The organism is Pseudoalteromonas sp. Cn5-37 (assembly GCF_021532495.1).
GTDB classification, from domain to species: domain Bacteria; phylum Pseudomonadota; class Gammaproteobacteria; order Enterobacterales; family Alteromonadaceae; genus Pseudoalteromonas; species Pseudoalteromonas simplex.
In genome coordinates, this window is sequence record NZ_JAKGBA010000008.1 from 119492 (window position 1) to 134949 (window position 15458).

The window sequence follows — 15458 nt, forward strand, 5'->3', positions numbered from 1 at the left end:
TAATTACGCCTTATCGCCTGTGTTAAACCAAACGTGGTTGTTTTCTTCTAAAAGCTCATCTGCATCTTCAGGGCCCCACGTACCTGCACGGTATAATGATGGTGCACCTTTTTCTTGCCAACGCTCGATGATTGGGTCAATCCATTTCCATGCTTGACGTACTTCATCACGGTGAATAAACAGCGACGGGTTGTTTGCTGCGGCATCTAACATTAAGCGCTTATAGGCATCTGAATGAAAACCATTACTGTACGCTTGCGATAACTCAATGTTCATGGTTACTGGTTCTAATTGCATCTCAAGGTTATCAAGGCGCTTAGACATCAGTGTTAATTGAATTGTTTCTTCTGGTTGCAGACGAATAACAAGACGATTTGGCTCAATGTTACCTACGTTGTCGGTATAAACGTTGTGAGATACTTTTTTGTATTCAACAACGATTTCAGCACAACGCTTTTTCATACGTTTACCAGTACGAAGATAGAAAGGCACGCCAGCCCAGCGCCAGTTATCGATGTGCGCACGAATAGCAACAAAAGTTTCTGTTTTACTCGCACCTTCGTTTAATTCTTCTAAGTAACCTGGGACGATTTTACCGTCTAAGTTACCTGGTACGTACTGACCACGTACAATGTTTGCATCAACATCTTCAGCCACTAACGGACGTAACGACTCAAGTACTTTTAGTTTTTCAGTACGGATGCTGTTTGCGTTTAGTTTATTTGGTGATTCCATTGCCACTAAGCAAAGTAATTGTAGCAAGTGGTTTTGTACCATATCGCGTAATGCACCCGCTTTATCGTAGAAACCAGCGCGGCTTTCTAAGCCTACTGTTTCTGATAAGCTAATTTGGATGTTATCGATTGATTTTGCATCCCACAGGTTTTCAAACAATGAGTTTGAAAAACGTAGTGCCATTAAGTTTTGTACTGTTTCTTTACCTAAGTAATGGTCAATACGGAATACTTGCTCTTCTTTGAAGTATTCAGCAATTTTTGCATTGATTGCTTCAGCAGATTCACCACAGTAACCAATCGGTTTTTCAACAACAACACGAGATGTTTCTGTGATTAGACCTTTCTTTGATAAGATTTCACAGCAGCTACCATACACTGCAGGTGGTAAAGAAAGGTAAAAAACACGAGACTTGTCAGCGTCGTGTTCATCAAGAATATCTCTTAATTTGTCCCAGTCATCATCTGCTTCAGTCACATTTGATACAACTGGCACAAGGTAAGCTGAAAACGCTTTCCAATCTTTTGCGTTGTACTCACCTTTACCTAAAAAGTCTTGTAACGCTTTATGTGCTGTTTCGATGTATTCTTTACGTTTGCTTTCTTCACGTACCGTAGGAAGGATACGAGAACCTTGAGGAAGGTTGCCCTCTTGATAAGCGCGATACATTGCAGGAAGTAACTTACGTAACGCAAGATCACCGCCGCCCCCAAAAATTACGATATCAAATGGATTTAACATATATCACTCTCTACATTGGCAATGCCATGTTCATCCAATTCATGCAATATGGCAGTGCGTGTTGTTATCTGGTTGATGTGGCCTGTTAGACAATATCCTTTAACAAAGCCTGTTGAATTTGTTTGTAAGTAGCTTACTCATTCTTTTTATGTTGGCTGAAGTAAATGAGTCTTAGGGGCTCTGTAAATCCTCTCACAAAAATACAGGCCCTAAGAACTCCAGCGCTACCCGTTCAAAGGTATTCGGTTTGCAGCTAATACTGCGAATCTTTTACTGCTTACGATGTGTCTTATAGTAAGCGATCAGTCCATTGGTTGAACTATCATGTGGATGACTGACTGCATCATCAAATAATTCAGCTTCAATTTTAGAGGCAAGTCCCTTACCTAGCTCTACACCCCATTGGTCAAATGAACAGATTTCTAAAATAATGCCTTGGCAGAAGATCTTGTGCTCATAAAGCGCAATTAATCGTCCTACCGTTTTCGCATCAACTTTATCTAATAACATTGACGTTGTTGGGCGATTGCCTTGGTGAATCTTGTGATTCAATAATTCTGAGATTTCTGCTTCAGATTTACCTTTCGCGGTTAAATCTGCAGTTACTTGCTCTGCATCAACACCGGCCATCATCGCTTCGGTTTGTGCAAAGAAGTTTGATAATAAAATATCATGATGCTTGCCTACATTGACTTGCGGCTCAATTGAAGCAATAAAGTCAGCAGGTACAATTACATTACCTTGGTGTAGACATTGGTAAAAAGCATGTTGACCATTGATACCTGTCATACCCCAAATAATTGGAACCGTCGTGTAAGGAACCGTTTCACCTGCAAAAGTAACATGCTTACCGTTACTTTCCATCTCACCTTGCTGTAAATACGCGGGTAACATGTGTAGTGCTTGATCATACGGTAAAATAGCTTGCGCTGTATAACCTAAAAAGCTAGTGTTCCAAACACTTAAAAGCGCCATTAATAATGGTACGTTATTTTCAAATTCAGCATTTTTAAAATGCTCATCAATTTCAAACGCACCTTCTAGGATCTCTTCGAACGCGTCGAAGCCTAGGTACAGGGCGATTGGTAATCCTATCGCACTCCATAAAGAAAAGCGACCGCCTACCCAATCCCACATTGTGAATACGTTTTCATCAGCGATACCAAAGGCCGCTGTTTTTTCTAAATTGGTGCTTACAGCTACAAAGTGCTTAGCTATGTGCTCTTGCGCTTGTGCCGTTTGTAAAAACCACTCAACAGCCGATTTAGCGTTAGTCATGGTTTCTGAGGTGGTAAACGTTTTTGACGAGATAACAAATAACGTTGTCTCAACGTCTAAACCTTGTAAAACAGATGCAATCTGAACACCATCAACATTTGATACATAGTGAACATTTAATGTGCCATCAGCATAAGCAGCAAGCGCTTCTGTTGCCATTTGTGGGCCTAGATTTGAACCACCGACACCAATTGCAACCACATCTTTTACTGCTTTTCCTGTGTAGCCTAACCACTCACCACTGCGTACCTTACCAACAAAGGCTTTCATTTTAGCAAGCTCAGCGTTAACAGCATCTGTTACGTTTTCGCCATCAACCATTACAGCTGTGTTAGCGCGGTTCCGTAAAGCAGTGTGAAGTACAGCACGGTCTTCAGTAATGTTAATTTTCTCACCACTGAACATTTTTTCGCGCCATGCGCTAATATCACACTCTTTCGCTAAAGCAATTAATTGTTCAAAAACAGTTTTATCAATTTGTTGTTTCGAGTAATCGAATAATACACCCGGGATCTGAGCAGAGAATTGCTCGAAACGCGTGCTATTTTTGGCAAATAAATCTTTAAGATGAATTTGTTTCATCTTCTTGGCACTTTCAGATAGTGCTTGCCAACTAGCTAATTGCGAACGGCTGCTCATATATTTAATCCCCTTCAAAACTTGCAACAAACTGATTCTTAACTATCTTTTTATTATATTGAATAAAGACAGCAATTAAAAACACGGTGTGAAATCAACACTAAGTTAAAATGACAACGCTGTCAATGTTCTACTTTTACATTTTATAGTCGAGATAATAGCGCAATTTTTCTCTTTTGACACCGGTATCATAAAAATTATCTCAATTATTTTACTGCTAATTTGGTAGAACATTAGATACACTAACTAACTTATATTAAATATAGATGTACATATAAGAAAAAGCGTCTGGTGAACACCTGAACGATAATATTATAATACAAATATAACCAACTATAAAGCAACAGTATGAAAGTAACCATTAATGATGTAGCCAAGCTCGCAGGTGTTTCAATGAAAACCGTTTCACGAGTGATTAATAAAGAGCCATCGGTCAGAAAAAAAACGTACGATATAGTGATGGACGCTGTTAACACGTTAAACTATCAACCAAACCTTGCTGCTCGTAACCTAGCAGGCACATCGTCTTTTACTGTTGGTTTAGTTTATGACAACCCGAATGCTTATTATGTCATCGACATGCAAAACGGTGTGTTGTCGCGTTGTAAAGAAGAAGGCTATGAGCTGGTTATTCATCCATGTAACTATCTGGATGGCAACATGGAAGAAGACTTTAAAACCATGATCAAGCGCTCTCGCTTAGCTGGCCTTGTATTAACGCCACCGCTGTCAGAGCAAAATAGCATTATTGATATGCTAGATGAGATGGGCATTCATTATGTTCGCGTACTCTCTGGCCGCCCTACTGAAGAAGACCAAGACACTTGTATCTATGTGAACGATTACGCAGCTGCGTACGAAATCACCGCTCACCTACTGTCGCTTGGCCATAAAAATATTGGTTTTTTATGCGGTGACAAAGAGCATAAATCAACAACTGAACGTTTAGAGGGTTATCAGGCCGCGTTAAAAGATCACAGCATTCCATTGCATGACGCGCTCATCTACGAAGGCCAGTATTCTTTTGAATCAGGTGTAGAAGGCGCAAAAGCATTGTTAGGTGAGAATAACCCGAAAAACATCACAGCCCTACTTGGCGGTAACGATGAAATGGCAGCGGGCGCGTTATTCGCCTCACGCTTAATGGGTATCGAAATTCCACAGCAGCTATCAATTACGGGCTTCGAAGATTCACCGTTCTCGCGTCAGACTTGGCCTAAACTAACCACAGCACATCAGGCGAATGATGTAATTTCGCAGCATGCAGCCCGTTTACTGTTTAGAAAAACCCGTGGTGCACGTAATCAAGATAAAGACATCATCACGACCTTTACCCCTTCATTAGTAGTACGGGAAAGCTCAGGCCCTACAACAGCCTAATTTATACAAGTTACGAAAAAGCCGCTCTATAGCGGCCTTTTTAATTAAGCGAATTGGTATTGCTTGTTAAAGCAATGCTAAACCACCATTTAAGTTATAAACATTTTCAAACCCTAACTGCGACAAATTATTAGCCGCTTGTTTTGAACGATTACCACTTCGACAAACCAAAATGTAGCTATGGTCTTTCTCAAGCTGCCCTTGCACGATGGCGTTTGCCATGCGACTGAGTGGAATGTTAATCACTTTGCTCTCAGCAACAGTAAATAACTCTGCTAAATTATTCGCTCCATGCTCATACGGTTCACGTGTATCGATTAGGTAAGTTGCCTTATCATCCAACATTGATTTCGCATCGGTTGCGACTAGCTGTTTCATCGGCGCACTTTCAAGTGTTTCAACATAGCCACATAAAGAATGACTTACAGTATGCTTTTGCTCATCAGCTTGTTGCTTTAATTCAACAAACTCATCATCTGATACTAGCTCACTTAATAGTTGTTCAAGTAACGGCGTCGTTGCTTTTTGCACATGCCAATCCATAGCAAAACATTGTTGATAATCATGACCAGAACAAATCACCGTTGAATCTTGTATTACCATAGCAAGCTGCTTTAAAGACTGAGCCATTTTCGCAGCATCGCCACCAGTAATTGCTGTGTTACCTAAGCCACCTGGTAAGATTAAATCACCACAGAAGCAATAGCTGATGTCACCGCTTTGCGTATCTGATAATAAATAGCTAACACTATCGTCACTGTGACCTGGTGTCGCTACTTTAGTTAAGCGCGCATCGCTTAATTCGATGGTTGCTGAATCTTTTGGCCAGCCAAGTTCGTCTATCTCATTAGCAACATAACGTTCTGCGAGCTCTTTTGATAATAAACAACGGGCCGATAAACGTTCTTGGTGGTTATGGGTATCGATAATCGCTTTTACTGTTAGGCCTTGTGTCGCGACAATTTTCGCCATACGTGGAATAAGCTCAATGATAGGATCAATCACCACAGCGCTTTTATCACTGTCGACATAAAGCCAGCAGCACGCTGCTTGATGGCGAAGTTGTGTTAAGCCAATCGCACAAACTTCGTGTTGCGGCGATGTACTATCAGATACCACTAAGCAGTTTGCTTCTAGAATCGGTTTTAAAGAACGTATTTTATCGCAAGCAAAGTCAATCTCTTGTTGGTTAACCGCAGGGCCAAACGACATGCGTATTGCGTTTTCACTTTGCCAATCACTGGCTCCCATCGCGTCTAAAACAAAACTACGATTTGCACCTGAGCTGCATGCCGAGCCGCCACTTACACGGATACCCGCAGCATCAAATAAGTCCATCACTTCTTTACTGGTTAATTCGTTCACCGCAAAGTTCAACGTTGTTGGCACCGAATGCTCAAAACTGTGATTGAACGTAATGCTACCAAAGGTGTCTGTTAATGCAGCTAATAATTGCTCGCGAAAAGCATGTAGCTGCTCAATTGGCTTAAAAGTCTGGTTTTGTTTATCAAGCAATAACGAGAACAACTTATTCAAACCGGCAATGCCCGGTAAATTTTCGGTACCAGATCGCATACCACTTTCTTGGCCGCCGCCAGCAATAAATGGCGTGTATGCACTGCCTTTACGAATATAAAGTACACCAATGCCTTTAGGCGCATACAATTTATGACCAGAGAATGGGGCGTAATCAATGGTTGTTTGGCTTAGCGCCAAGTTGGTTTTGCCTAATGCTTGTACACAGTCAACCATCCAAGCCACATTATTGTTTTCACTACGAATAACTTGCTCAATAGTGGTTAAGTCTTGGAAAACACCGGTTTCGTTGTTTACTGCCATAGTACAAATCATCAGTGCATTCGCAGCATGTTTACGAATAAACTCATGATCTAAAATACCGTTTTTATCTACTGGAATAGCTAATACCTGCGCGTTGATATCAAGTACACTGTTCCAATGTTTTAGCGTATTTGGCACCGCTTTATGCTCTGTTGCCCCATAAAGTAATACCGGATTCTCGATTTGATGATTTTTTGCAGCAATAAGCGTTGAAACAACCGCCGTTTGAATACCTTCTGTTGCACCCGAGGTAAATAAAATATCGCCGTCGGTAGCGCCAATGACTTCACGTGCTTTGTTACGTGTTTGTTCTAATAAGTGTTTTGCTTGAATACCCGTAATATGAGAGCTTGATGGATTACCAAAACAGACTTGCATCGTGTGCGAAACCACATCGGCAATTTCAGGAAGTACAGGAGTCGTTGCATTCGCATCTAAATAAATTTGCTGATTAGCATCGTCAGGAAGGTAAAAATTTGCCATGAAAAACGCACCATATTACTAAAAGATATATCTTATAACCTATTTTACATTTTTCACGGCTAAATTATAATAATCAATTAGTCAGTAAAGTGCGTTTTCTATACTTTTTAAGACTAAGCTAATTTTCTATTAGCTCAACCTGCTTAGAAGACCAGGCATTGATAAGCGCTTTTACTAAAGAAGCCAGCGGTATTGCGAAAAACACGCCCCAAAAGCCCCATAAACCGCCAAAAAACAATACTGCAACGATGATGAACACTGGGTTTAAATCTACCGCTTCAGAGAACAATAACGGCACTAACACATTGCCATCAAGTGCTTGGATCACGCCATAGATGATTAAAATAGTCCAAAATTGTGTTTCTAAACCAAACTGGAATAACGCCACTGCAGCGACAGGAATGGTTACCAATGCCGCCCCTACAAATGGAATAAGCACAGACAAGCCAACTAATACACCGAGTAAAGCCGCATAGCGAAGGTCAAGCACTGCAAAAGCGATAAAAGATGCAGTACCAACAATTAAAATTTCAAATACCTTACCGCGAATATAATTCATGATTTGCTGATTCATTTCTTGCCAAACTTGAATGATCAAGCGACGTTGCTTAGGCAATAAACGCTCAGCACTTTGCGTGAGCTCTAATTTATCTTTAAGCATAAAGAATACTAAGAGCGGCACTAAAATAAGATAAATCAGCCAAGCTGCAACGTCTTTTATCGAAGTTAATGACACCGATAGCACCAACTGACCAAACTCAATAGCTTTGGTCTCAACACTGGTAACAATTGATTTAACCTGATCTTCAGTAATCAAACTTGGGTAATCTTCAGGAAGATGTAACAGCAGTGCTTTACCTTTTTCGATCATATAAGGCGTTTCTTGAACTAGATTGCTGGTTTGCTGCCAAAGCACAGGCCCCATGCCGACAATAATCATAATCATCAAACCACTGAATACCAGCATAACTAGAATCGTTGCGGTAAACCGTTTCAAACCCAGCTTTTCTAAGTGAGCAACAGGCCAATCTAGTAAATAGGCAATCACCAAGGCAACTAAAACTGGAACGATTAACGAACCAAAAAAGTAGAAAAATGCAAAGGTTGCAATAAGCAATAACAACAAGGTTACTGAATGGGGATCAGAAAATTTATTTTCGTACCAGGCTTTTACATACTCAAACACGAATGGGCTCCACTGTTAGCACACCTAATTCTAGGTCAATTTTAAAATGGTAATGATGTTTTTCTAAAAATCGCTGCATATCGTCCGTTGCCTCAGCAGCATTAAATGTAAAAGTCACGGCTTGTTGAGCCGATACTGCCTTATTCAACCCTAATTTAAACTGAATAAATTGTTGAGGGCACTTATAGTCCCTTAAATCAACCGTTAACATAGCGAATCAACTGCGTTATTAATATGAATAATAAGTATAAGATGTAGGCACCTTGCTAAAATAAGTCTTTATAATGAGAAACAACTCATTTTTTTCTTAAAACACGCAAAACAATAGTTTATCCTTATTCAATAACTGGTAGTAAAGGAAACTTCATGCCTGGCTCGCATAATAAAGCGCAATTACCTGCGAATCCAACTCTTAAAGAGATAAACTGGTATAAAAAACAAATAAACTGGGGCGAGCTGCCGCCTTTTTATCATATGGTCGCATCATCGGTTAGCGAATCTGAAGGGATTTTAGACCACGGTTTTGATAATGCCGTTAAACAATTAATTGACCCACGCAACTGGAACCTTGATTTATTAGGTGGCCATGAAACCGACATGGGCGAAATTGTCTGTGAGCAAAAACCGCGCATTGCTTTGCATCAAAGCTTTACGGACCGAGGTTTCGAATTATGGGCCTACCCTTATGCAAAAGATGTGACGGTAGACCAATACATCAAAGACAACCGCTTTATGGAATTTAAGGTGTGGGATCCGCACACCATGAAAAACCTTATTCGTTTTAACCAGCTTCATAAATTCATCGCTTTTTACTTTGAAAGAGGTGACAAAGCTGACAAAGCCTTAATTCTGCATGCTCATAAAGTAGCGCATAAAATCATAACTTTTTTACAACGGGAGTTGAACGTTGTTAAGCTAGATGGAGTCACAATAAAAGATTTCTATCAATTGTGCGAAAAAGACAGCCGAGCATGCAGCGACGAAATAGATTTAGCAAAAGTCATGTTAGGTGAGCAAATCAACAAGGAATAAGATGCGACTAAAATTAGCCTTTATTACACTGTGTAGTGCATTACTGACATTTTCGATATTGCACAGTGAGCCGTTGAAGGCACAAACTAACTTTAAGCTGCCCGATTTAGGGACCTCGGCATTACAAGCCTTACCGATTGAAAAAGAACAAGCAATCGGTGAAGTGATGATGATGCAAATTCGTGGCTCATCACCCGTTGTCAATGACCCTGTTCTTGATGAGTATCTGACCACTTTGGGCCGCCGTTTAGTCGCAAACGCCAACGATGTTCGTTTTCCATTTTCTTTTTTCTGGGTTAATAACCCTGAAATCAACGCTTTTGCGTTCTATGGTGGTCATGTAGGTGTGCATACAGGGCTCATGGCACAAGCCGATAACGAAAGTCAATTTGCCTCAGTACTTGGGCACGAAATTGCCCACGTAACACAGCGCCATTTAGCGCGTCGTATTCAACAACAGCAAGATAACAGCGCGTTAACCATCGCTGGTATGATTGCTGGTATTTTAGCTACCGTTGTTGCACCTGATGCTGGTATTGCAATTATCTCAGCAAACCAGACACAAGCGGCGTTTAGTCAATTAACTCATAGTCGTGCTGCTGAACAAGAGGCAGACCGTATTGGTATGCAGACCTTAAATAATGCTGGGTTTGATCCTCGCCAATCGAGCGAGTTTTTAACTAAACTTGCTGCACAAATTCGCTACAAATATAAGCCGCCCGCATTTTTGCTCACTCACCCATTGCCTGAAAGCCGTGTCTCTGATGTGCGATTACGTGCCGAGCAGTATCCAAAAAGACACTACTCCGACAGCCTAGAGTTTAACCTAGCTAAGAGCCGTGTTATTGCTCGCTATCAGCAAAAGTCAAAAGCCGCGGAAGATTTATTTCGTAAATTAATGCGTGAAAATACCGTTCATAACGACACTGCACTTAAATATGGTTTGGGTATTAGCTTGTTGGACCAAAAAAAGCTTGATGAAGCAGCCAGCATTTTGAATCCATTACTTGAGCAAGATCCAAAGAACTTATTTTATATTGATACCCACACCGACTTACTTATTGCGCAAGGTAAAGCGAATGAAGCAGTAGAGTTTTTAGCTAAACTAGATATCGATAGACCAAACAATCAGGTGATTGCCTTAAACTATGCAAATGCCGCTATTGAAGCAAAACAATTTGACCTTGCTGAACGTATCTTAAAATCTTATTTATTAGCAAAACCTGAGAACAATCTTGCCAAAGAGCTCATTGCTGATGTCTATAAAAAGCAAGAAAATATGGCTTCCTACCATGAAGCGCATGCCGATGTGCTTGCCCAATATGGCGCTTATTTAAAAGCAGCAGATGAAATTCAAAAAGCACTAAACTTTGTTGAGCCTGAAGAGCTAGTTAAACAACAACGTTTAAAAGCCCTACTTACACAATACCGTCAATTACAAAAAGAGCTTGCGAGACTTTAAGTCTCGCGGCGCTTGCCCTAAAATAAGCCAAATTATTAAATGTGAGAACACACTATGTCTGTGACTATTTATCATAATCCACGTTGTTCAAAATCGCGTGAAACACTTGCCCTATTAGAAAGCAATAACGTACAACCAAGCGTTGTTGAATACCTAAAGACACCGCTTAATGAACAACAAATCTCGACTTTAATTAGCCAACTGGGCTTTACTTCAGCGCGTGAATTAATGCGTACTAAAGAAGACATCTACAAAGAGCTTGAGCTTAAAAACGAACAAAACGAAGACAAATTAATTGCTGCAATGGCTGCCAATCCAAAGCTAATCGAGCGCCCAATTGTTGAAAATAACGGCAAAGCTGCTCTAGGTCGTCCACCAGAAAACGTATTAAGCGTACTTTAATGACTACAAACATTGTTGTGCTATACCACTCAAGCCATGGCTCTGTAGAAGCAATGGCACATGAGATAGCCGAGTCGATTGAGCAACAAGGAGCAACTGCTTTATTGCGCACGTTTGTAAAGCGTCAGCCACACGATATTGTGATCAGCAAAGATGATCTAATTAATTGTGATGGCTTGGCCTTTGGCACCCCTACTCGATTTGGCATGATGGCCTCACAAGCAAAGAGCTTTTGGGAAACCACTAGTGATCTATGGCTTAAAGGTCAGCTAATAGATAAACCTGCTTGTGTATTTTCGTCATCGAGCAGTATGCACGGTGGTAACGAAGCTACCTTGTTGAATCTATCACTGCCCTTGTTACATCACGGCATGATGTTGCTTGGCGTGCCTTATGAGGTACCTGAGTTATTAGCAACTGAAACTGGCGGTACGCCATACGGTGCGACTCATGTGGCCGGTAGCAATAACAGCAATGTGTTAAGTAAAGACGAAATTAAAATTTGCCAAAGTGTTGGAAAACGCTTGGCACTGATTACGAGTAAATTACAATGAGCTTGGAACCAAAGCTAAATCAGCCTGTTGCCAAAAAGCCAATTACTAAACGATTCCAACGTTTTGCACTGATTGGTTATATCGGCTTATTAATTTTAATGCCAGTTTGGTTGTTTTTAATTGCCCCAAGAGAAGGCCACAGTAACGGCTTTATCTTTGTTGTTTATATACTCCCTCTTCTATTACCACTAAAAGGGATTATTCAAGATAAGCCTTATACCTACGCGTGGGCAAACTTTATCGTGATGTTCTATTTTATCCATGGTTTTACATTACTATGGGTCGCACAAGAACAGCTGATTTGGGTATTACTTGAGTTAATCTTTGCCAGTCTGATGTTTATTGGTTGCACTTATTATGCTCGCCATCGCGGGCAAGAGCTTGGCCTTAAGATACGTAAATTAAAAGAAGAGCTGGCCGAAGAAAAAGCGGCACATGAGCACGATAAATAAGCACTTTCGTTTAGCTTAAGTAAAACAAAAAACGGCAACCAAGGTTGCCGTTTTTTTATGTCACTTTATTTAGTTTTTATGCGTTCACACCAACTCTGCTAAGGTGGCTAGCGCGACAATACTTGCCAGACCCACTTGGCCAATTAAGCTAAATAGTGAAAACAGTCTTAAAATAAACAGCCCCCATGGATGACGAATATGCGGGTACAGCGCACAGCGTTTTAAACTTGTAGCAAAGAAAAAGCATAAGATAGAAACTAATGTAAAGCCCAGCGTTAACTCACTTTTAATAGCAATGCTATCGTCAAAAAAGAAGAACAACTGCACAGGTAGTAACACAGTTACAATCGCGTGGAGTAAGTGCACTTTTTTAACGCGATCAAACAGCCCTTCTGGCGAAAGCTCTTTAATACCAAAGTCATGCTCAAGGCATTTAACTAAGTTATCTGCTTTAATGCTAACTGCAAGTCTGTAGCAGCTTAGACCGTCTTTGTTACGAACCCTAAAGTCATAGCCCGCTTTTAAAAGCAACACCAGTAAAGGTCCATTCTCGGCTAATACAGCGTAATGTAATGCAGTATTCCCTTTATTGTCTTGGGCTTTTTTATCTTGATGTTCAAGTATTGTCTCAACCACATTCACATAGCCTTTTTCGGTTGCCCACATAAAGGCTGTTTTACCGTTTTCGTCAGCTAATGCACCTGTTGCGCCTTGCTCAATAAAACGCTTTGCCATGGTTTGTTTTGCATTTTCGTGGCTCAAGTGGGCAAGTAAAGCTTGTTCAAGTAACGATGCTGAGTCAACATCAGGTGATACAAGTTTTAGTAAGGTGAAGTAATCTTCACCGTGAGCAACTTTTTCAGCTGCAAGCGCCGTTAATAATTCAAGATCAGCCACTGAATCAGGGATAAAACCACTAAAACGCTCTCTAAAGTCAACTTCGGTCCACAGCTCTAATACATCGTCCGCAGACATTTTTGCACCGTGATTAAGCACATGTTCTATCACAGTAAAATAGCGACGATTAAATAACTGGTGAATCAAAGTTATAGGTGTTTTAACAGCCGATTGAGCAAATGCGCTAGCGTATTTCTCTAAGCGCTGGCATAACATTAAAACAAGACTCTCAGGGGTGTAGTCGTTTTCTAAAAAGTGCGCTTTCATAGCATTAATATAATGCAGCGCAGCTTCATCAAATTCAGAGATGTGTTGGAAATAACACTCTTCAAACGGTTCAAGAGGAGTCAACCAAGTAAGGTAATAAATAGGCGGAAGAACCGTCGTACACACACCGTCATCTTCATTAGTAGAACGACATGCCGGCCAAGCTTCTAAAGCGTCTAAAATATAAGCCCCGTTTTGCTCAGCTAATCCTTTGATCAGTAACGGGTATTCCTTTGGCCAAATCAGTACATTTTCCATTAAAAAAACACAACTCCGCTGCACATTATTCGATGTCTTATTAAGCAATTAGTTATAGCAAAATTTAACTGACAGTTTGCTTAATATTGCGACCAATAACACAGTATCTGATAGATACTTTGGTAAACAAGAAAAGTAGTATGATTCTACCACAGAGGGTTACAGGTGCTAGCGCAAAGTAGGTGATTTTTAAAGAAAATAGAAAAGCAGCGGCACATGGACGGTACTCACTGCTTGGTTGGAGACTGAAAGTAACTAAAAAGCCCGATGAGGTGAAGGTAATCGCGCTTTTTAGCTGACTTACTTACTTGCTAATTCGTGTGTCACTTCATCAATGCCAACTTGGCTAATGCGCTGCAGCACTTCTTTTTGCTTTGCGCTTAACAGTGAGATACCTTCAGCAACAATATCGTATACTTTCCACTGCTTGTCTTTGCCTTGGCGTAATTTAAAGTGCAAATCTATAGCTGGCGCATTGTCATCAACAATTTGTGTCTTAACAGTTGCATAACCATCGTCGATGAGTTGTGATTGATCAAAAATTACTTTTTGGCCTGTGTATTTCATTAGCGCGCCAGCATAAGTCACTGTTAAGTAATGCTCAACCGCAGCAATAAAATCAACGGCTTGTTCACGGCGCAGACCTTTAATGTGCTTACCTAAAAGCTTATACGATACAAACTTAATATCCATGTGTGGTAATAAGCGTTTTTCAACAATATTCGCCATTGCTTCTGAGCTTGCATCACCTTTCGCATTTACATTTGCGATATCAACAAATAAATCAGCAGTGACTGATTCTAATAATTGCTTAGGCGAGCGGTCTTCACTGGCAAAAGCAGATGCAGCAAAAAATGCTGCAATTAGCAAAAATGAGTTAACTAGTTTGGTCATCGTGTTCACCTCTAAACGAAAATTTTCGCTAATATACCGATATTAAATCCGTAAAAAAAGAAACAATCTGACATTGTTTTAATGCCAATTAAGCACCAATCGATTTTTTCCATAGTTTTCAGCTAATTGCTAAAAAATATGAGAATGTGCACAGCTTCTGTGTTTTTTTGCACATTGAAAAGCCCCTAACACCGCCTTATTTACTTGCTCATCGACATAATGAGAAGTACCGAAATGAAATTTAAAAAGCCATTAAAAGCACTTATTTTGAGTGCAGCTGCTCTTTTAGCAGCACCAAGTTATTCAGCTTCAAATCATGGTTATGCCATTGATTACATTCAAGGTGAAGGTGATGTAAAAGGTCTAAAGCTGGCCTATCAGTACCATGTACCCAATGAAAAGTTGCCCTTGCAACACGCCCGCTTGTACTTCGAATCTAGTTTTAATATTTGGCAGTATGGCAAAGACAACAAACATCAAACTAATATCGTGTTAGCTATGTCTCCAGTGATCCAATACCCTGTGTTTAATGTGAAAAACATGCCTGTTTATGTGGAGTTTGGAATTGGCGTTTCACTATTGGACGACACCCGTTTTGCAGGCAAAAACGTTAGTACTCACTATCAGTTTGAAGATAGATTGGGTCTAGTTGCAGATTTAGGTGACGACTCAACCTTAGCACTTAGATATTTACATTACTCAAATGCGGGTTTCAAGAGCCCTAACCCTGGCCTTGATTTTATTTCACTGTCTTATGCAAGACGATTTTAAGTGCTACTATATCGCTGTGTATATCGGCAGGATTTCAAGATGGAAACTTGGCAAATTATAGCCATTGTTGTTGCTGTGTTTGGTGTAGTAATTGGTAACCTTATGTTGCTAAAACATGCAGCAAAAATGGACTTCAAAGTGCCTAAAAGCGATGATAATGAAGATAAAAAAAGCCCTGATGAATAATC

Annotated in this window: 15 protein-coding genes; 8 read left to right on the top strand and 7 right to left on the bottom strand. The window is 40.3% G+C overall.

Going from position 1 to position 15458, the window contains the following annotated elements:
* Positions 1 to 3: 3 nt before the first annotated feature.
* Positions 4 to 1476, bottom strand: coding sequence for a glucose-6-phosphate dehydrogenase (gene zwf, locus L1266_RS12020; protein ID WP_054553730.1), 1473 nt, complete (start codon positions 1474 to 1476; stop codon positions 4 to 6).
* Positions 1477 to 1746: 270 nt separating this feature from the next.
* Positions 1747 to 3393 (bottom strand): glucose-6-phosphate isomerase, encoded by a 1647-nt coding sequence (gene pgi, locus L1266_RS12025; protein ID WP_138600001.1) that lies wholly within the window; start codon positions 3391 to 3393, stop codon positions 1747 to 1749.
* 348 nt (positions 3394 to 3741) lie between these two features.
* Here pgi and L1266_RS12030 point away from each other — a divergent pair, with 348 nt between their 5' ends.
* Complete coding sequence (locus tag L1266_RS12030; RefSeq protein WP_138600002.1) at positions 3742 to 4773, top strand: LacI family DNA-binding transcriptional regulator; 1032 nt, start codon at positions 3742 to 3744, stop codon at positions 4771 to 4773.
* Between the two features lie 66 nt (positions 4774 to 4839).
* On the opposite strand, the gene L1266_RS12035 is transcribed toward L1266_RS12030, so the two are convergent.
* The 3 genes from L1266_RS12035 to L1266_RS12045 all read right to left on the bottom strand — a co-directional run bounded on the left by L1266_RS12035 (position 4840) and on the right by L1266_RS12045 (position 8492).
* Positions 4840 to 7095 (bottom strand): aminotransferase class V-fold PLP-dependent enzyme, encoded by a 2256-nt coding sequence (locus tag L1266_RS12035; RefSeq protein WP_235377596.1) that lies wholly within the window; start codon positions 7093 to 7095, stop codon positions 4840 to 4842.
* A 118-nt stretch (positions 7096 to 7213) separates the two neighbouring features.
* Positions 7214 to 8281: an AI-2E family transporter gene (locus tag L1266_RS12040; RefSeq protein ID WP_054553734.1), complete on the bottom strand. Its 1068-nt coding sequence runs from the start codon at positions 8279 to 8281 to the stop codon at positions 7214 to 7216.
* Entirely contained in the window at positions 8274 to 8492 is a 219-nt protein-coding gene (locus L1266_RS12045; RefSeq protein WP_054553735.1) for a hypothetical protein, read from the bottom strand. The genes L1266_RS12040 and L1266_RS12045 overlap by 8 nt, the downstream gene beginning before the upstream one ends.
* A gap of 155 nt (positions 8493 to 8647) precedes the next feature.
* Between L1266_RS12045 and L1266_RS12050 the strand changes: the two genes are divergently transcribed.
* The 5 genes from L1266_RS12050 to L1266_RS12070 are packed head-to-tail and all read left to right on the top strand — an operon-like array spanning position 8648 to position 12183.
* On the top strand, positions 8648 to 9313 hold the full coding sequence (locus L1266_RS12050) for a hypothetical protein (RefSeq protein WP_054553736.1): 666 nt from the start codon (positions 8648 to 8650) through the stop codon (positions 9311 to 9313).
* Position 9314: 1 nt separating this feature from the next.
* Positions 9315 to 10775 (top strand): M48 family metalloprotease, encoded by a 1461-nt coding sequence (locus L1266_RS12055; RefSeq protein WP_235377597.1) that lies wholly within the window; start codon positions 9315 to 9317, stop codon positions 10773 to 10775.
* Between the two features lie 54 nt (positions 10776 to 10829).
* Positions 10830 to 11177, top strand: coding sequence for an arsenate reductase (glutaredoxin) (arsC, locus tag L1266_RS12060; protein WP_054563602.1), 348 nt, complete (start codon positions 10830 to 10832; stop codon positions 11175 to 11177).
* A complete protein-coding gene (gene wrbA / locus L1266_RS12065; RefSeq protein ID WP_054553739.1) occupies positions 11177 to 11731 on the top strand; it encodes an NAD(P)H:quinone oxidoreductase in 555 nt (184 codons plus the stop codon). Before arsC ends, wrbA begins: the two co-directional genes overlap by 1 nt.
* Positions 11728 to 12183, top strand: a complete 456-nt coding sequence (locus L1266_RS12070; protein ID WP_054553740.1) for a DUF2069 domain-containing protein — start codon at positions 11728 to 11730, stop codon at positions 12181 to 12183. Before wrbA ends, L1266_RS12070 begins: the two co-directional genes overlap by 4 nt.
* 84 nt (positions 12184 to 12267) lie before the next feature.
* Here the strand turns inward: L1266_RS12070 and L1266_RS12075 are convergent, their stop codons facing one another.
* The gene (locus L1266_RS12075) at positions 12268 to 13605 is read right to left on the bottom strand and encodes an ankyrin repeat domain-containing protein (RefSeq protein ID WP_235377598.1); all 1338 of its coding nucleotides are present in this window, start codon (positions 13603 to 13605) and stop codon (positions 12268 to 12270) included.
* 300 nt (positions 13606 to 13905) lie between these two features.
* Positions 13906 to 14499 (bottom strand): MlaC/ttg2D family ABC transporter substrate-binding protein, encoded by a 594-nt coding sequence (locus L1266_RS12080; RefSeq protein ID WP_138600008.1) that lies wholly within the window; start codon positions 14497 to 14499, stop codon positions 13906 to 13908.
* A 234-nt stretch (positions 14500 to 14733) separates the two neighbouring features.
* Here L1266_RS12080 and L1266_RS12085 point away from each other — a divergent pair, with 234 nt between their 5' ends.
* On the top strand, positions 14734 to 15270 hold the full coding sequence (locus L1266_RS12085; RefSeq protein ID WP_054553743.1) for an acyloxyacyl hydrolase: 537 nt from the start codon (positions 14734 to 14736) through the stop codon (positions 15268 to 15270).
* A gap of 39 nt (positions 15271 to 15309) precedes the next feature.
* The gene (locus L1266_RS12090; RefSeq protein ID WP_082389286.1) at positions 15310 to 15456 is read left to right on the top strand and encodes a DUF2897 family protein; all 147 of its coding nucleotides are present in this window, start codon (positions 15310 to 15312) and stop codon (positions 15454 to 15456) included.
* Positions 15457 to 15458 lie beyond the last annotated feature (2 nt).